The 14,462-nt window shown below is 31.4% G+C and carries 13 protein-coding genes; 9 read left to right on the top strand and 4 right to left on the bottom strand.

Features of this window, described 5'->3' with window-relative positions; all coding sequences use genetic code 11:
* Window positions 1-114: 114 nt before the first annotated feature.
* The gene (locus ACREV6_RS16035; RefSeq protein ID WP_431579048.1) at window positions 115-501 is read right to left on the bottom strand and encodes a C40 family peptidase; all 387 of its coding nucleotides are present in this window, start codon (window positions 499-501) and stop codon (window positions 115-117) included.
* A gap of 163 nt (window positions 502-664) precedes the next feature.
* Here ACREV6_RS16035 and ACREV6_RS16030 point away from each other — a divergent pair, with 163 nt between their 5' ends.
* Together ACREV6_RS16030 and ACREV6_RS16025 are read left to right on the top strand one after the other, a co-directional pair.
* Window positions 665-1,873, top strand: coding sequence for a hypothetical protein (locus tag ACREV6_RS16030; RefSeq protein WP_431579047.1), 1,209 nt, complete (start codon window positions 665-667; stop codon window positions 1,871-1,873).
* Between the two features lie 83 nt (window positions 1,874-1,956).
* Window positions 1,957-2,832: an AraC family transcriptional regulator gene (locus tag ACREV6_RS16025; RefSeq protein ID WP_431579046.1), complete on the top strand. Its 876-nt coding sequence runs from the start codon at window positions 1,957-1,959 to the stop codon at window positions 2,830-2,832.
* A 95-nt stretch (window positions 2,833-2,927) separates the two neighbouring features.
* Here ACREV6_RS16025 and ACREV6_RS16020 read toward each other — a convergent pair whose 3' ends face one another.
* From ACREV6_RS16020 to ACREV6_RS16010, 3 genes are all read right to left on the bottom strand, one after another.
* Window positions 2,928-4,793, bottom strand: coding sequence for a leucine-rich repeat domain-containing protein (locus ACREV6_RS16020; RefSeq protein ID WP_431579045.1), 1,866 nt, complete (start codon window positions 4,791-4,793; stop codon window positions 2,928-2,930).
* 42 nt (window positions 4,794-4,835) lie between these two features.
* On the bottom strand, window positions 4,836-6,293 hold the full coding sequence (locus tag ACREV6_RS16015; protein WP_431579044.1) for an ATP-binding protein: 1,458 nt from the start codon (window positions 6,291-6,293) through the stop codon (window positions 4,836-4,838).
* 595 nt (window positions 6,294-6,888) lie between these two features.
* Window positions 6,889-8,877 carry an alkaline phosphatase gene (locus ACREV6_RS16010; protein ID WP_431579043.1) on the bottom strand — a complete coding sequence of 663 codons (1,989 nt, stop codon included), beginning with the start codon at window positions 8,875-8,877 and terminating at the stop codon, window positions 6,889-6,891.
* A 286-nt stretch (window positions 8,878-9,163) separates the two neighbouring features.
* On the opposite strand from ACREV6_RS16010, the gene ACREV6_RS16005 reads away from it, so the two are divergent.
* The 7 genes from ACREV6_RS16005 (at window position 9,164) to ACREV6_RS15975 (ending at window position 14,355) form a co-directional block, all read left to right on the top strand.
* A complete protein-coding gene (locus ACREV6_RS16005; protein WP_431579042.1) occupies window positions 9,164-10,030 on the top strand; it encodes an alpha/beta hydrolase in 867 nt (288 codons plus the stop codon).
* Between the two features lie 244 nt (window positions 10,031-10,274).
* On the top strand, window positions 10,275-10,484 hold the full coding sequence (locus tag ACREV6_RS16000; RefSeq protein WP_124999978.1) for a helix-turn-helix transcriptional regulator: 210 nt from the start codon (window positions 10,275-10,277) through the stop codon (window positions 10,482-10,484).
* A 33-nt stretch (window positions 10,485-10,517) separates the two neighbouring features.
* Entirely contained in the window at window positions 10,518-10,838 is a 321-nt protein-coding gene (locus tag ACREV6_RS15995) for a DUF6442 family protein (protein ID WP_431579041.1), read from the top strand.
* A gap of 48 nt (window positions 10,839-10,886) precedes the next feature.
* The gene (locus ACREV6_RS15990) at window positions 10,887-11,498 is read left to right on the top strand and encodes a DNA-3-methyladenine glycosylase (protein ID WP_431579040.1); all 612 of its coding nucleotides are present in this window, start codon (window positions 10,887-10,889) and stop codon (window positions 11,496-11,498) included.
* Between the two features lie 302 nt (window positions 11,499-11,800).
* On the top strand, window positions 11,801-12,121 hold the full coding sequence (locus ACREV6_RS15985) for a hypothetical protein (RefSeq protein WP_431579039.1): 321 nt from the start codon (window positions 11,801-11,803) through the stop codon (window positions 12,119-12,121).
* A 126-nt stretch (window positions 12,122-12,247) separates the two neighbouring features.
* The gene (locus ACREV6_RS15980) at window positions 12,248-12,952 is read left to right on the top strand and encodes a response regulator transcription factor (protein WP_431579038.1); all 705 of its coding nucleotides are present in this window, start codon (window positions 12,248-12,250) and stop codon (window positions 12,950-12,952) included.
* 59 nt (window positions 12,953-13,011) lie between these two features.
* On the top strand, window positions 13,012-14,355 hold the full coding sequence (locus ACREV6_RS15975; protein ID WP_431579037.1) for a HAMP domain-containing sensor histidine kinase: 1,344 nt from the start codon (window positions 13,012-13,014) through the stop codon (window positions 14,353-14,355).
* Window positions 14,356-14,462 lie beyond the last annotated feature (107 nt).

Below are 14,462 nucleotides of genomic sequence, written 5' to 3'. Positions count from 1 at the left end.
AATGAGATTTAAAATCTGTTTTGATTGATTACGGAAGCGAATATATTTGAAGAGCCCGGTGCGGTAGTTCCGCACGCCGGGATCTGTACGGGGTGCACTGGGTAACCAGTGCGTCTACCGTGACTTAACAGATGTACCCTTATTTACCTGGTCCATAGACGTTCTAGGCAAATCTATCCCAAAGTTTTTATAGATATACTGCACAAACCCTGAACAATCGAATCCTCCACTTATATACTTCCCAGTAGTGTCAGATATTGCTGGTGTTGTTCCGCCCCATAAATATTGCATCCCTAAAAATGTATTTGAATAGGACACTAAATCATTTCCAGTTACTAATGCATGGTATTGCTTTCCATTTGCAATATATGGGGGCTTGTTTAGTGGAGTCTCAAAATTCGAGAAAATAGCAAAGGTCATGTATATTAGTGTTGCTATTACAAGAATAAAGGTTACATGCCAAAGCGCAATTGGATTTCTTTTCTTATGGGTTGTTTTCATGATTTCGCCCCCTCTGGTGATTTTAAATATCCTATATTAAACTACTGCACCATTTCCAATAATATTCTAAAATGTTTAGAAAAATAAGTAAGAAAGTCAAAGTTATATATCATATATATAACTAATAAGTAGTAATTGTAAAAATTATAGAAGGGGGAAGAACATGACTAACAGCACATTGAACTTTTATTATTTTGGATATATAGGTGAGTATGATTGTTATAATCCAGCCTATGTATGTAGTAAAGAATACACATCTGAAATATTATATTTAATTGCAGCTAAGGAGCCATTTTCAGTATCAAGACAGGAAATATCAAGAATCTTAAATATAGGGTATCAAAAAACCAATGATATTCTTGAAAATCTTGCATTGATTAATGCAATAGAGGTTAAGGATGATACATATAGAGTGAAATTTCCGATTTTCTTAGAAGCGGATGTTGTAAAAATGGAAAAGCATATTAACAACATTGGTGAATTAATTGGAAAAAAAATAATATCTTTAGCACCCATGCTTTATGAAAAGATATCACATTTAAAATGTTCTACATTATATAGCAATGAGAGAACACTTTATCATATTATTTGCGATAAAATTTTTGATGGTACTGCTTTTGAATTTTTTGAAGAAAAAGGTACATTTTGTACCTCTAAATTACAACCTGGAGATAGAGATTATATTATTGTAGCTTATGAAAAAAGCCAGGCGGTAGAAAAGCATAGTAATAAACTGTTATGCAGTAGCAATAACTATGGAAGCTCAATATTTACTTTTAGTAGTTTTGGAGATGGAAATGGTGAAAGGAAGGATATTTATAGGTTTTTTAGACTTATTCAAAAAAGTGTTAATGATGCAAGCCCCTTCAGCGAAGTAAATACATCTTATAATAAGGTGCTAGATAGTATGAATAAAGGGATTGCATTAAAATGTGGAGAGCTAATCTGCAAAATTTTGGAGGGGAATTATAAATATAATCAGCTAACTGAAGATGAAAAGCCTTTAATAAATTTCTTGCAGGAATTAGAATATGTGGATATTAATAAGGATCATAATACTATATCTATAAACATTCCAGTATTTTATGAATCCGAAAATACAACAATTATTAGACAATTATCAGATATTATTCTTACAAATATTTTTCCGATAGTAAAAGATGTATTTGAAAATTTTAAGGTTACTGCATTTGATTTAACATCCATAAAACATAATGTAGATATAAAGGAAATAGCAAATGAATTATGGCATCAAATCTTTGGAGCAACTAATGAGTACTTGGCTAAAGAAGGATTTATTTCATCTCCGCAGAGTATAGAGGGGGAAGGGAGATATTTAAGGAGTTTTACTATAAATGATCTAGATAGCTAATTAAAGATGATAAAGGATATCAAGTATTTATTATTCCTATAATGTATTATTTAATTAGAAAGCAAAAGGGGGGGGACGTATTTTTGAGTTATTATATTAATCTTCAAAAATCAATCAACTATATTGAGAGCAATTTGAAAAGCAATCTTGAGTTGGAACAAATAGCTAAAGTAGCTGGGTACTCAATTCCACACTTTTACAGAGTATTCAGTGCAATTGTTGGGTGTCCAGTGAAGGAATATGTGCGGAAAAGAAAGCTTAGTAATGCAATGTTTGATGTAGTAACTACAAAACGTAGGATAACCGAAATAGCTTTTGAATATGGGTTTGAATCTCATGAAGCGTTTACGAGATCTTTTAAATTGGCTTATGGCGCGCCGCCAAGTAGTTTTCGAAAAGCTCAAGTAGAACCAAACCTGTATGAAAAAATTAATTTGCTTTTGAATAATAATGAAGATGGAGTGATAATATTGAAACCACAGATTATTTGTAAAGATGAAAGACTGCTTTTAGGTATAGCTAGAAAAATAAATCAAAGCGAAAACATAAAGTTTGATCTTTTATTAAAAGTAAAAAACGAGTTCATGGAAATGGTAAACAATATTGAAAACAGAGTGAATGCAGAATTGTTTTATGCAGCATATGATTATAACCCGGAAGATATCAGTAAAGAAGATGATGAGATCAATTACAATTATTTTTATTGTGCTGAAGTATCAGAATATAAAAATATACCTGTTGGTATGGTGAAAAAGGTTTTACCACAAGGGAAATATGCTGTTTTTAATTATGATACTAAAAATAACACTTTAAATGGTGAAAGTTTAAGTCAATCAATATATGATTATATTGATGGTATTTGGCTTCCTAATTCTGGATTTGAACTTGCTGAAACTCCTGACTATGAAGTCTTTAATGAAAACGAAAACTTTATAGATTATTACATTTCTATAAAGTAAGGTTAGACCTTAAATACAACAAACTTGTTAATTAAGGGAATCTATTTTTAGATTCCCTTAAATTGTCTTATTATTAGCGCTTTATGCTATTTTTACTAGTTGACATCGCATTTAGGTAATGCGCTTTGTAGCAATTGAATATCAGTAGCTTTAATTTGATTCATGCTTACATTCAACATAGTCAAGTTAGTCAATTCTTTTAAAGGCTCTATGTTATTAATTTGATTATTACTTAAATTCAATGAAGTCAAATTAGTAAAATTTTCTATTCCTGAAAGATTCGTAATATTCTTATCTTCGGCGTTTAGCAAGGTTGCTATCTTATCAACATCACTCTTTAAAATATCCCCAGTAGGATGTTGTATAGTATCTCTTACTAATTTTTCTAAATTCTTATCAGGGAATGTAATAACTGTACCCTTTGCAACCTGGTTACTTAAATTAGTTGGTTCAGGTTTAAGAGTAAAAACTCTATTCCCTGCAACCTGGTTACGTGCATTAGTTGGTTCAGGACTAAGAGTAACAACTGAATTCTCTGCAAGTTGGTTACGTGTATTAGTTGGTTCAGGACTAAGAGTAACAACTGAATTCTCTGCAAGTTGGTTACGTGTATTAGTTGGTTCAGGACTAAGAGTAACAACTGAATTCTCTGCAAGTTGGTTACGTGTATTAGTTGGTTCAGGACTAAGAGTAATAACTGTATTCTCTGCAACCTGGTTACTTAAATTAGTTGGTTCAGGACTAAGAGTAATAACTGTATTCTCTGCAACCTGGTTACTTAAATTAGTTGGTTCAGGTTTAAGAGTAAAAACCGAATTCTCTGCAAGTTGGTTACGTGTATTAGTTGGTTCAGGACTAAGAGTAACAACTGTATTCTCTGCAACTTGGTTACTTACATTTGTAACTTCTTGTTTAGGAGTAACAATTGCACTCACAATATCTGTGCTTTTCGGAGTTTTATAAAAAGTGCGGACTGGAGAAGAATTTTTAATTTGATTAGTATTTAAATCCAAAGAAGCCAAATCAGTAAGATTTTCTATTCCTGATAGATTCGTAATACTCTTATCTTCAGCATTTTCCAAGGTTGCTACCTTATTAGCATCATCCTTTAAAATATTTCCAGTAGGAGGTTGTATAGTATTTATAACTAATTTTTCACAATTCTCATCTGGGTATGTAATAACTGTGCTCTCTGTAATCGGATCAATTACATTCGTTGGTTCATCTTTAGGATTAACAACTGTACTTACTGCAACCTGCCTATTTATATTTGCTTTTTTTTGTTTAGGGGTAATAACTGTACTCACTGCCTCTTGAATGCTTATATTTGCAGTTTCTTGTATAGGAGTAATAACTGTATTCACTGCAAATTTAGCGATTATGTTTGTTGTTTTTTGTTTAGGCATAATAACCTCACTTGCAATATCTGTACTTTTTAGATTTTTATAATAAGCGTAGACTGGAGAGTAATCTTTGATTTTATTAGCATATAAATTCAAACTAGTCAATTTAGTTAATCCTTCTAAAGAATCGGTGTTGCTAATTTTATTAGAAGATAAATCTAAATTAGTCAATTTAGTCAATCCTTCTAGAGGTTTTATGTTACTAATTTGATTATTGCTTAAGCTTAAAGAAGATAAATTAATAAAATTTTCTATCCCTGAAAGATTCTTAATATGTTTGTCTTTAGTATTTTTCAAGTTTGTTATTTTGTTAACATCTCCCAGTAAGATATCGCCAGTAGGGCGTTGTAGTTCCTCTCTTATTGTTTTTTCTAAATTCTTATCTGGGAATGTAATAATTGTACTTTCTGTAATCTGTTCACTTACAGATTTTTGTTTTGTCACATTATTTGAAAATGTATTTTTAACAGAACTACAACCAACAATATTAATACTAAATAAAATAATAACAATAAAAATATTTAACCGCTTAAATTTTATATAAGAAACGTTTCTCATGTTCTTAATCCCCCATCTGTACTAATGTCCGCCATGGTTTAATTACAAATAAATATCGGAAAGTTCCACTTGTATACTTTCATCGCCATCTTTCATTTTGCTACCATATAACATATTTTCATGAAGTACCTTTCCAGAAGGAAGAATAACTGTAAACTTACTTCCTTTCCCGAATTCACTTATAGCATATACACGACCACCATGTAATTCTACAATCGACTTAACTAAATTAAGGCCAATACCTGTACCTTCAGTATTTCTTGATAGAGATTTGTCTACCTGTTTAAATCTATCAAATATCGTAACCAAGTTCTTTTCTTCAATACCAATGCCATTATCTTTGACTGATATTTCAACAAATTCATCCATATCCTTAACATCTACAAATATTTTACCCCCCTTATCTGAAAATTTTATCGCATTTGATATAAGATTTAATACTATTCTCTCTATCTTCTCTGGGTCACATGCAATGATTTTTTCTTCTATATCTGTATCAAAAATAATTTGTAAACCTTTGCTGTCAGTGAAACTACTTGCAGACATAACTATTTCTTCTACAACTTGGACTATATTGTTATTTGATAAGTTCAATTTAAAGAATCCTGCTTGGATTTTTGAAGAATCAACTATATTGTTTATAAGTTTAGATAACCTATAGGAATTTAGTTTCATTGAGTCAAGGTATTTACTAATTGTTTCCCGCCGATCGTCTAGTGAACCATTATAGCAATACATCTGAACTAATTGTACTGCTGAGGAAATTACGTTCAATGGTGTTTTAAGTTCATGTGAAATATTTGCAGTAAACTCTTCCTGTGAAACAAGTAGTTTTTGTAGCTCATTATTCATTTCATTTTTTTTCTTAACTTCTTCATAGGTATAATTCCATATATATCTGATAAACATAAAATTAACCAAAGTAAGTACACTACCTAAAAAAATCAACAGGTATTTCTGAAATTTTTGAGCATTTGCAACTTTGTTAAGTGAACTATTTACCTCTAAATCAATTTTATTTATTAATATATTATCAAAATCCCTAAATTTGTCAACTAAATTTTTACCTTTCTCTAGGTTTAATTTCGCCTCATTTGATTTGCCTTTATCGACTAAAGCTATTTGCTCTTTAAAAAATATTTGAATAGAGTGCATCTGTTTATTAAGTTGATTAGTTGTTTTAACGCCTAATGCCGTATCCTTCAAATTATGCAGGGAATTGTAATATCCTCGTAATTGTTTATTTCCTAAATAATAGGGTTCTAAAAATGTTTTGTCTTCTGAAATAATATAAGCCCTAATACCTGTTTCTTCGTTAATGACTGCTGTTAAAATTTCCGTTGAAAATGTTTTTGCAGGGAGTATTTTTTTTATAATAAAATTAGATTCTCTACTTACTTTATCCATACTATAAATACTAAATAGTATTATAATTAATGATAAACAAGCAATTGAAAAATATCCTAATACCATAGTTCGCGTACTTCTACTCTTAACCATAATAAATATCTCCGTTTCTCAAGAAAAATTTTATCTCCAAAAATTACATTTCCTGCAATATTCATAAGTTGCTATCCTAGTAATATATTACCATGTTATGTTAGAATTTACTATATCCTTATTCTACCATATTGTGACACTATTACTTAAAAATGTTGATGATATTATAAAGTCAGTAGGTTCCACTTGAAATATGCCATAATTTGTATGCCGAAATCTCCAAATTTTGCGCAAGGGTAAAAACTAGTGGACCGTGCTACTAATTAATGAGGGAGGAAGTCTTAACTATATATTTAGTATTAGTTTCAGCGGTGTAAAATCAATTAAAATCTTGTGAAATTTAATTAGAATTTAACTGGGATTTAATTAACACTTAACTGTAGTATCTAATAATATGTTGAGGTCAGTGACTTTGAGGCGTTAAACCATAGTTAATAACCTTGTCAAATTTAACTAGAATTATAAATAAAACAGATAAAAAGAGATAGGTATTTACTACTTATCCTTACCGCTGTACACAAAATAAACAAGCGAAGAAGCTATGAATTACTTCTTCATAGCTTCTTCGCTTGTTTATATTAAGTGTTTACAATTATTATAATTTTACAAAATTTTTAGAGACGTATCCTTGAGATTTTCCATAGCTTATTTTATACCAGTTTCCAGTTTGTTCAACTATTGTAACAGAAGAATTGTATTTTAGTAACCCAATTAAAGGTGAATTTAAGCTACTTGATTTTCTAACATTTAAACCGGATTTTGCAGTTACTATTCCAGTATTTTTTATAGGTGAAGGTTTTACAATTTTAGCAGGTAAGGGTTTTGTATCGGGTTTTACATCAGTATTTGCGATTTTAATCGCTTTTCCAGCTTTAACATATGCATTAAATTTTGTTAGTACATCTGTAGGTATATAAATATTTTTTTCATCATAAGTTTTACTATCTTTAGTAATTAAAACAATGACTCCATCAAATTCAACTTTTGTTGCACCAAATTGTCCTTTATTTGTAAATCCATTAAGCGTTAAAGTGTGTCCGGATTTACTTATATTTACTAGGGGATTGTCCAGATCAGTAGCATCTATAGAAATAGTTGCACCTAATTTTTCAAATTCTGTTTTTGCATTTTTAAATAATTTTTCTGTAGTTTGGGACAAATTCAAATCCATTGTATTTTCTAAGTATTTAGCAACATCTGTATTATCTACAAGCCCAGTTAGTTTTTCAATTCCAGCAGGAGTATAACAGTATAAGCCAACATCACCAGCAGTATGATTATTAGTTGTCCAACCTATACCAAATCTCTTGTTTACAACAGACTTTAGTTTTCCATCTTGAATTTCTACGATTTCTTCTTTTGTTAAATCTTCAAAACTAAAGTATTTTTTTATTGATGCTTTTATAGTATTTTCATCTTTACCTTTTAAATCAGATTCTATTAAGCCACTAGATGCACTAGCCTTAGTAAGTTTCATAACTGTATCTTCAAAAGTAACTGAGGAATAACTTTTCTTAATGTCCTCGCCAAGACCTACCATGCCAAGTGTACCACCACCTGTACTGTGATCAGAAGCGGATATTACCACGGTATTACCATCCTTTTTAGCAAAATCTAAAGCTGATTTTACTGCTTTATCATAAGCTACTATTTCGCTAACAATTTGAGTTGGATCATTAGCATGACCTGCCCAGTCTATTTGGCTCCCTTCTACCATTAAAAAGAATCCATCCTTATCTTTTGATAATGTATTTATAGCTTTATTTGTCATTTCTTCTAGAGTTGGTTGCTCAGGAGTTAATCTTTCTCTATCGATATCAGGAGACATTGCTTGTGGTGCAAACATACCCCATAATTTAGAAGATTTTGTTGAAGTAAGCTCATCCTTATTAGTTACATAGTCATAACCCATACCTTTTAATTCTTTTCTTAGGTCAATGCCGTCTTTTCTATATTGGGTTTTGCCATCTTCCGATAGAGATTCTGAACTTAATAGTCTATCTCCACCGCCTAATACTACATCAAAGTCTCCATAAACCATTTCCTTCATTATAGCGTTGTACTGGCTTCTACTTGCAACATGGGATGCATAATCAGCTGGAGTAGCATGCATAGCTTCAGATGTAACTACTATACCAGTTGCTTTATCAGCTTCTCTTGCAGCCTCCAGTAAAGTCGCTTTGGGTATATTTCCATCTTTTGTGCTTAAAACTCCAACATGCTTGTCCTCAGATTTAAAACCAGTAGAATAAGCAGTTCCACCTGGAGCAGAATCTGTAATAGGACCATCTTGCCAATAAGTTTTTACAAGACCAGTTAATATGGAATCCATGGTTAAAGAGTCATTTCCTATGATACCATCTTTTTTAAGGTCATTATATAATCTTGCAAGGGTAACAGATTCCACGCTAGTACCGTCAGGAATCATCATTATTACATTTTTAGCTTTTTTAACTTGTTTTACATCTTGGGCATAGGTAATGTTTGAAAAACCTTGTATTGGTTCCAATAGACCTACTGAAAGTTGTCCAGCAATTAATACAGTACATGTTAGTGCAGCAATTTTCTTTTTAGATTTAAGCATAAAGAATCCCTCCTAATAATTTTTAATGGTTATGTTATGCTCAAATTGTAAACAATAGTAGTTATGTATAAGTTATGAATATGTTAGCTTATTGTTAAAAATAAGTTGACAATTAGTTTGACATCAAACTACAATATAGTCATGAATATAAAAAATGTAATATCATTAATATCAAAAATTAGAGAAAAGGAGGAGCTAATAAGAATTTTAAATAAGATTTATAACAATTTTTAATTTTTTTAACAATATGGTTTGACATCAAACTATATTATGAGGAGGCATAATAATGAAAGATTATACTAAAACATTACCTAAGCATATTGAAAAGTATATTGGAGAAAATGATTTATTCTTAGAGATATTCGAGGGTGAAGCCCATTCAGCAGCAACTGGAAAAAGACCCCCTCTACTTTTCGTACATGGTGCATACACTGGAAGTTGGATGTGGAGCAAATACATTCCCCATTTTATAAGTAAAGGTTGGAAATGCTATGTAATGAACATGAGAAGTCACTACAAAAGTAGGGTGTTAGATTTGACGAAAGTATCCTTCGATGATTATTTGGAGGATATTAAGGAGGTTATTGCTGAGTGTGGTGAACCTCCCATCATCATGGGATTCAGTATGGGCGGAATCCTTTGCCAGAAGTTGGCTGAAACCATTACACTGGCTGGTTTAGTTCTGATAGATACAAGCATAAGCAAGGAAGTAAATGAAATAGTCCCATATAAACAAATAGATGAAATTACACAGGAAATCATAGCGCCTGCGCCTACCCGTGAAGAGTGTTTAAGCATAGATGAATCGGAAGATGACATTGCTTTTCAAAAAAAATATCTGACAATGGAATCATCAAATGCAATGAGCGCTTTTGCTTTTTCTTTCGGAGTAAAAGAAGGAATTTCTGTAGACAGCAGTTTGATTGCTTACCCATGTCTAGTTATCAAATCGGTAAACAGTGATGATGATGATGATGATGATGATGATGATGACAGAAGAGGCAGGGCGACAGCGGAACATCTCAATGCTGAATATACAGGAATTTGGAATACAACTCACACTGGGTTACTTGTAGGGCAAAGATATATTGAGGTAGTAGATAGGATAATGGAGTGGTTCAAAAAACACATAGAAAATGAGCAACTGCTATAAGGGTTGCTCATTTTTTTATTGCTTTAATTATACCGTACTGGTAAGTGTTTTTTATTAATTTGATAAGTATTATTATATTAATGACAAGTTATATTATAAGTATGACAATATAACTTGACATAAAAACTAGGCGATGATATATTATATTTAAGAATAAATGGGGGGAGTAAGGATTATGAACAAAGGATTCTCTTGGAGCTTTATTTAACTATATTTGGACAACAATTTAAGGAAGTGTGATTTTATGAAGGAAGAATTAGTTTTAAAAAACAAACTTAAAGTAGCTAGAGCAGAAAATAATTTATCCCAAGGCGATTTAGCGGAAATGGTTGGTGTTTCCAGGCAAACAATTAGTTCAATAGAAACAGGACAATTTAATCCAACTGCAAAGTTAGCATTAATATTTTGCATTGCATTAGATAAAAAGTTTGAAGATCTATTTTACTTTGAGTAGGATAATGAGCTAAATAAAAGGAGATTTTTAATCATGAAAAAAGAAGAAATTTTAGCAAAAAGCAAACGTGAAAATTTATGGGAAGATGAAAGGGGTAAACAAGTTAAAATAAAATCAGATGAATATGCATCACAAATAGGAAATTTAATCCTAGCATTAGTTATGCTTTGGAAAATGTATCATAAAATGCCCTATGGTGACTTATTTGGGATTTTTTCTATTCAAATTGCAATTTCTACTCTTTATAAATATAAAAATAAAACAGAAAGCAAGTTATATTTAGTTATTGGCGTTATGATGTTATTTGCCTCTAGTATATTTTTATTAGATTTCTTTATTAATGGAATTGGATAAGCATGAATAAATGTAGAATAGATAATCCACATTGAGGGGTGATTTGTAGTGAAACTTAATAGGAAATTTTATGCCAGAGAAACTTTAGAGGTTGCCAAAGAGCTTTTAGGGAAAATACTTGTACATGAAGTTAATGGAGTAAAGTTAAGTGGAAAGATAGTTGAAACGGAGGCATACATTGGTTCAATAGATAAGGCTTGTCATGCTTACGGAGGGCGAAAAACACCTAGACTTACTACTCTATATGGTAGGCCTGGAATTTCATATGTGTATTTTATTTATGGGATGTATCATTGCTTCAATGTAATAACAAAAGAAGAAGGCTTCCCAGAAGGGGTTTTAATTAGAGCTATTGAACCAATAGAAGGGTTAGACCTAATGTCAAAGCTAAGGTTTAAGACAGCTTATAACGAACTTACGAAAGCTCAAATTAAAAACTTAACCTCAGGCCCCTCTAAGTTATGCATAGCTATGAATATAAATAAAGAAAACAACAAACAAGATTTATGTACAAGCGAACTATATATTGAAGATTCTGTGGAAAAAGAAAAAGTTGAAATTATAGAAGCTAAAAGAATTGGCATTGATTATGCAGAAGAAGCAAAGGATTTTTTATGGAGATTTTATATAAAGAATAATATTTGGGTATCAGTAAAATAATTATTAATGTGGAGGACGATGGATAGGTATTTAGTGCCTATTCATTTTTTTTGTGATTTGTCAGTCGTAATTCAGAGAACTTAACTCCCTGTGATTGGAAATTATGTTATATATGGCATATAATTTAACAAGCATCTAATTAACACTTAACTGCAAATCTATACTAAAATTTTTAACTATAATTAAGAATGTTATTGAAATTTGTATACTATACTAAATTATATATTTAAAAAGAAGATAATAAGGCGCATGAAATATTTTAGTTAGAATTACTATTTTAATAGAGGAAGGATGGTATAGAGATGAGTTTTGTATTTAAAGATATAAAAAACAGTAATGGAGTAGGAAAAATTGAATTTGCAGAAATTATTAATGTGGATAGACTTATTAGAAGAGAAGCAATCTTTAAAATACTAAATACAGCAATTATATATAATGCAGAAGAAGAGTACTATTATACACTGGCTACATGCATTAATGAAAATAATGTAATAGAAACAATAAGTTTAGAAGGATTCGAAATACGCGCAAATGGTATAGAGCTTAGAGGTGCATATATTGACTATAAGGAATATGAAGAATATTCTGAAGTAAATTGTACTGGAACTATATATTATCTATAAGCTCTCATTAAGACCAATGCTGAAAGTAATTATAATTTCCAACAGTTATTGCAGTATAATATAACAAGGCAGTGGGTGGCACCAGGACGATGTTAGTTAAAAATACAATAGTGGGAAGTGATTGTTTTGAATGTATTAATTGCAGAAGATGAAACGCACATCAGAAACCTTTTACAGCTACAGCTTGAACAGGAGGGGTACTCTGCATTTGCTGCAAAGGATGGTATAGAGGCTTTAGAGGTTATACAAAAAAACAATATAGATATTGCCATCCTTGATGTTATGATGCCACGGCTAGATGGCTTTAATTTGCTACGAAAAATACGCGAAACAAAAAACTTTCCTGTAATATTTCTCACCGCTAGAGGCGATGATATGGACAAAATTTTGGGGCTTGGAATTGGTGCAGATGACTATCTTGTAAAGCCATTTAGTATGGCAGAGCTTCTCGCTAGGGTTAGTGCACAGCTTAGGCGTAACCTTGAATACTCTTTTAAAAAGACAGAAGCTTTCTCCCGAATAGAGTATGGCAGTATATGTTTAGATAAAGATGCTTGCTGTGTCTATAAAGATGATGAGATGGTGGAAATGAATGCAAAAGAATTCATGCTGCTTAAGTACCTGATGGAGAATCCTGAAAGGGTATTTACCAAGAAGCAGTTATACAAGGCGGTGTGGGATGAAGATGCTTATTACGATGACAACACCATTATGGTTCATATCAGTCATATAAGAAATAAAATAGAAACTGATTCAAAAAATCCTAAATATATTAAAACTATTAGGGGTATTGGATATAAGTTTCATAAACACAGTGAGGCTAACTTATGAACAGGAGAATACAAAACCGATTCTTAGGTAACTATGTCCTCATGTTTATTGTTTCCACAATGATAGCGCTATTTGCACTGATGCTTTTGGGATTTGCAGATGATGTGATATCTAAGACACTAGTAAAAAATAGTTATACTGCAAAAAGCCTTATGAAAGATGATTATAAAGGCATTAATGCAACATCAGTTATTGATAATGGTGGTGGAGTTCAGGTGATTAACGTAAATTATGAAGTTGTATTTTCTGCGGGGATTAACACCATACAAAAGAATAAGCTTACCACAGCAGAGTTCACCAATTTTTTGATAATGAGTAAAAGCAACGGAGTCACTTACAGTTATAGCATTGAATATAATCCTAAAGCACAGTTCTGGCTTATAATTACATTTCCAACCTCTATTAGAATTGATTTCGCTATCGTACATAATAAAGACTTCGCATCCATTGATACACAAGGTGTAGTAGGTCTTATTGTTGCAGTTATTCTCTTTTATTTAATACTGCTTGCAATAAGCACTATAATATATTCAAAGTTAACATCTATTAGCATCATAAATCCCTTGAAAAAGCTCTGTAACAGTGCAGGCCGTTTGAAGGATGGGGATTATTCTTCAAGGGTTAATCTCAATTTGAAAAATGAGTTTGGAGAATTAGAATGTATATTTAATGAGATGGCCAAGCAAATTGAGCAGGAAATATCTCTTAGAAAAAGATCTGAAGAAAATCGTAAAAAACTCATACTTGATATTTCTCATGATCTTAAAAATCCTCTTACAAGTATTATGGGTTACGCAGAGTTCTGCAATAACAAGAGTGATTTATCAAAAGAGGAACACAGCACGTACATGGAAATAATATACGAAAATAGCTTGCGGGCAAACAATTTAATTACGGATCTGTTCGAACTGTCTAAAATGGAAAGCCCAGAATATACAATTAGCAAAACCAAAGTTGACATATGTGAATATATGAGGGAAGAAATAGCTGCATTCATAACAACCTTTGATAAGGCTTACTTTACTTATGACTTTGAAGTACCTGAAAAAGAAATTAACGTCTTTATTGATATAAAGGAAATGAATAGAGTGTTCCAAAATCTTGCCTCCAATACTGTAAAATATAGTCCAAAAGGAACAAAGGTAACGATCAGGTTGTTTGAGCAGGGTGCTGAAATAATTATTATCTTTAAGGACAATGGGAGCGGAATATCTACAGAAGTTGCAAAGAATATATTTGATCCATTTGTAAGAGCTGACAGTACAAGGAATTTACAGACAGGGGGCACAGGACTCGGACTTTCAATCGCTTTGAAAATCATTAGGGCACATGGCGGTAATATCAAACTTAAAACAGCCGAAAATTGTGGGTGTGAGTTTATTATCAATATCCCAAAGAGTTGACCACATTTTAGATTTAAGATTGATTTAAGATTATAAGCAGGCTTATTTAAGTATACATTGCTATATTAATAGCAGGGGTACAAAATGGGGCTGTTTTCATTTCTTGT

This window comes from Clostridium sp. (assembly GCF_050717515.1).
GTDB lineage: Bacteria > Bacillota > Clostridia > Clostridiales > Clostridiaceae > Clostridium_AD.
This window is presented reverse-complemented; position numbering and strand designations above follow the sequence as displayed.